Source organism: Pseudomonas sp. 05N434 (genome assembly GCF_056396965.1).
This window is the reverse complement of sequence record NZ_JBFTMK010000483.1, coordinates 1-3,882: the sequence shown is the minus strand read 5'-3', so window position 1 is coordinate 3,882 and position 3,882 is coordinate 1. Positions and strand designations below refer to the sequence as shown.

At 59.4% G+C, this 3,882-nt stretch carries 3 protein-coding genes and 1 pseudogene; all 4 read left to right on the top strand.

The window, feature by feature from the left end:
* Positions 1-211: 211 nt before the first annotated feature.
* The 4 genes and pseudogenes from AC1DLB_RS23970 (at position 212) to AC1DLB_RS23955 (ending at position 3,719) form a co-directional block, all read left to right on the top strand.
* Positions 212-1,027, top strand: coding sequence for a helix-turn-helix transcriptional regulator (locus AC1DLB_RS23970; protein ID WP_477743070.1), 816 nt, complete (start codon positions 212-214; stop codon positions 1,025-1,027).
* 51 nt (positions 1,028-1,078) lie between these two features.
* Positions 1,079-2,485: an NAD(P)/FAD-dependent oxidoreductase gene (locus AC1DLB_RS23965; RefSeq protein WP_477785760.1), complete on the top strand. Its 1,407-nt coding sequence runs from the start codon at positions 1,079-1,081 to the stop codon at positions 2,483-2,485.
* Between the two features lie 2 nt (positions 2,486-2,487).
* A pseudogene (locus tag AC1DLB_RS23960) lies at positions 2,488-2,574 on the top strand (cupin domain-containing protein); the annotation flags it as partial.
* Positions 2,575-2,633: 59 nt separating this feature from the next.
* Positions 2,634-3,719 carry a polyamine ABC transporter substrate-binding protein gene (locus AC1DLB_RS23955; RefSeq protein ID WP_477743072.1) on the top strand — a complete coding sequence of 362 codons (1,086 nt, stop codon included), beginning with the start codon at positions 2,634-2,636 and terminating at the stop codon, positions 3,717-3,719.
* Positions 3,720-3,882 lie beyond the last annotated feature (163 nt).

The window sequence follows — 3,882 nt, the reverse complement described above, 5'->3', positions numbered from 1 at the left end:
CAACCGGTGACTGTCTTTAAAAGTAGCACCCGGATGTGAAAATCTTGTGGAATTTTTCAGACCGTTCAGCGATTGGTTCAGTTTTTTTGATGCAGGTCATGAGATACGGGCATCTCGGCCAAGGGCCAGCATTGCCGGGCTGGGCATCCCATTGGTCGTTGAAGCCCGGACAGAACTTCGGCAAGCTCGGTTTTTTCTCGTCGAGTCCTCTATGCACGCCGATGATGATGGTCCGTTGCAAACCCAGGCCACGGGCGACACGGTCATGCGTTACCACCTGCGCTGGAAGCACCGCGATCTGGATGGTGTGATGGCGCTTTATCACCCGGACATTCAGTACAACGACTTTTTCCAGAACCGCGTGATGGGGCTGGACGCGTTGCGCGACTACGTGCGTGACAGCATGCCCCGGGATCCGGATGAGGCGCTGGAGCACTCGGACCGTATTCGACTGGATGGCAACACGGCGTTCATTCAATACCGCATCACCCTTCGCGGCGGTGAAGGGCTGGTGTCGTTTCGGACCAGCGAGGCGATCACCGTGCGTGACGGGCTGATCTGGCGGGTCAATGAATACGCCACCCTTGTACATGAACAAACATCCGGCAAAGCCGCCCGCAACCTGCGCCCGGCGGTCAGTCGGCTCGGGTTGTCACCGCGACAGCTGAGCTTCATGGCCGAAGACTTGCAGCAGTATTTCCAGGGACAGCAGCCGTACCTGGATCCCGARCTCGACCTGCAACGGGTGGCGAAGGAGTGCGGTTACAGCCGCAATCAGATTTCCTACCTGTTGAACCAGGTGCTCGGTCAAAGCTTCTACCGTTACGTCAATCAGGCGCGGTTGCAGCATTTGCTCGCGGCACTGGACAGTGCCACTCCACCACTGCGTATCGATGAGCTGGCCTTTGCCGCAGGCTTCAATTCGCTGTCGGCGTTTTACAGCTGTTTCCGCCAGCACACCGGTCTGTCGCCCAAGGCTTACGCCAAACAAATTTCTTTGCGTGCACGCGCGCAAGACGGCCCCTGAGCCCACGCACTAGGATCGACGCCATCGAAGTGTTGAGCGGTGGAGTCTTGCATGGCAGCGTGGCGAACGATCAGTTTGTGGATGGATCAACTCGACGAGCCGATGCTGGCGCGCCCGGCGCTGGAACAGGACCTGGACGTCGACGTGGCCATCATTGGCGCCGGGTACACCGGGCTCTGGACGGCGTACTACCTCAAACGCCTGGCGCCGGGACTGAACATCGCCATCGTCGAAGCCCAAACCGCGGGGTTTGGTGCGTCGGGCCGTAACGGCGGCTGGTTGATGGGCAATCTGCTGGGTGAAGACCGCTTGCTCGCCGGACTACCGGCGGAACAACGTCGCGCCTCTTTCGATCTGTTGCACAGCATCCCTGATGAAGTAGAGATCGTCCTCGAACGAGAAGGCATTGACTGCGATTACCGCAAGGGCGGGGCGCTTTACTGTGCGGCGCGTTACCCGGAGCAGGAAGCCAGCCTGCGCAATTATCTGGACGCGCTCTACCGCCAAGGGCTGACCGAGGCCGACTACCGCTGGCTCAGCCCCGAGCAATTGGCGCAACAGATCAGAATTGCCAAACCTTATGGCGGTATCTATGCACCGCACGTGGCGACCATTCACCCGGCAAAGTTGGTGCGAGGTCTGGCACGGACGGTGGAGCTCATGGGGGTCAACATTTATGAAAACAGCCCGGTCACCCAGTGGCAGTCGGRCAGTTTGCGTACCGCCCGCGCGCAGGTTCGCAACCGCTGGATCGTGCCGGCGGTAGAAGGTTACGCGGTCACGTTGCCGCCGCTGGGTCGTTATCAATTGCCCGTGCAGAGTTTACTGGTGGCGACCGAACCGCTGTCCGCCGCGACCTGGGACGACATCGGCCTCAGCCATGGTCAGGCGTTCAGCGAAAGCAGCCGCCAGGTCACCTACGGCCAGCGCACGGCCGACAACCGTCTGGTGTTTGGCGCCCGTGGCGGCTATCAGTTTGCCGGCAAGTTGCGCCATGACTTCGAGCTGAGCGCCAGCGAAGTGCAGTTACGACGCTACCTGTTCGGTGAACTCTTCCCGCAGCTCAAGAACGTGCGAATCACCCACGCCTGGGGCGGAAACCTAGGGATGTCCCGGCGCTTCAAGCCGCACATGCTCTGCGATCAGGCCAGCGGCATCGCCTTGTCGGGCGGTTATGGCGGGGAAGGCGTGGGTGCCAGCAACCTCGGCGGGCGGACGCTGGCCGATCTGATTCTTCGGCGCGATACCGAGTTGGTGCGCCAGCCGTGGGTGATTACGGAGGGCGGTCTCGACGCGCTCAAGGCCTGGGAGCCGGAGCCCTGCCGCTGGCTGGGCTACAACGCAATCATCCGCAGCTTCGTTCACGAAGACCAGACCCTGGCCAATCCGTCCACCGCGCCCTGGCGTCGCAAACTGGCCTGCCGGGTCGCGGGGTTCATGGAAGGTTTCATGCGCTGAACGGCGATGCACTGATGTTGCCGGCCAACAGCCTCGGCATCTGGGACATCCAGGAAACCGTGCGCAAGACCTACGTTTTGATTTTTTGATCTCTGATTGCCTGCCAGTTCTCCAATAAAAAGAAAACAACCCATACAGGAATCGACCCATGATCCGAAAGACACTGACGCTTGCTCCACTTGCGCTCGTCGCGACCCTCAGTCAGGCCGCCGAGACCGTGAAAATCTACAACTGGTCGGACTACATCGCCCCGGACACCACAAAAAACTTCCAGAAAGAAACCGGTATCGCCTTCAGTTACGACGTCTTCGACAGCAACGAAACCCTGGATGGCAAGTTGATGACCGGCACATCCGGGTATGACGTGGTATTCCCGTCCAACCACTTCATGGCCCGACAGATTGAGGGCGGGGTTCTGAAGAAACTCGACAAGAGCCAGCTGCCGAACTGGAAAAACCTCAACCCGGTGTTGCTCAAAACGTTACAAGCCAACGACCCGGGCAACGAGCATGGCTTCCCGTATTTATGGGGCAGCACCGGCATCGGCTACAACGTGGCAAAGGTCAAGGCTGTGCTGGGCGACAACGCGCCGGTGGATTCCTGGGACCTGATCTTCAAACCCGAGAACATGGCAAAACTGCAAAAGTGCGGCGTGGCGATCCTCGACAACGGGCCCGAACTGTTGCCGGCGGCGTTGAATTACCTGGGGCTGCCGCATCACAGCAAGAACCCCGAAGACTATAAAAAGGCCGAAGCGCTGCTGATGAAAGTCCGGCCCTATGTCAGCTATTTCCACTCGTCCAAATACACCAGCGACCTGGCCAACGGCGATATCTGCGTGGCCGTCGGCTTCTCTGGCGACATTCTCCAGGCGGAAAACCGCGCCAAGGAAGCCGGGAATGGTGTGGACATCGGCTATTCGATTCCCAAGGAAGGCGCGGCCATCTGGTTCGACATGGTCGCCATGCCCGCCGACGCCCCGGACGAGAAAGCCGGTTACGCGTTCATGAACTACCTGCTGCGTCCCGACGTCATGGCCGGCATCAGCAACTACGTGCACTACGCCAACGGCAACGAACAGGCCGACCACCTGATCGATCCGGCGATCAAGAACGACACCAAGGTGTATCCGAGCCCGGAAATGATGGGCAAATTGTTTGCCCTTGAGGCGATGCCGTTGAACATCGACCGGGTGCGGACGCGGGTGTGGAACAAGATCAGGACCGGTAGCTGATCGGTCATCTTTTGTGGCCAATGGCTACGGTTGGGTTGACTGCAATGGGTTAGATTCCATGTCTCTTTCAGTAAGTAGGAGGCAATGGAATGCCTGTTTGTTCGAAAGCTGGTCATCTACGCATTGGGCGGTACTCGGAGCCTGGGCGCATCTACTTGTTAAC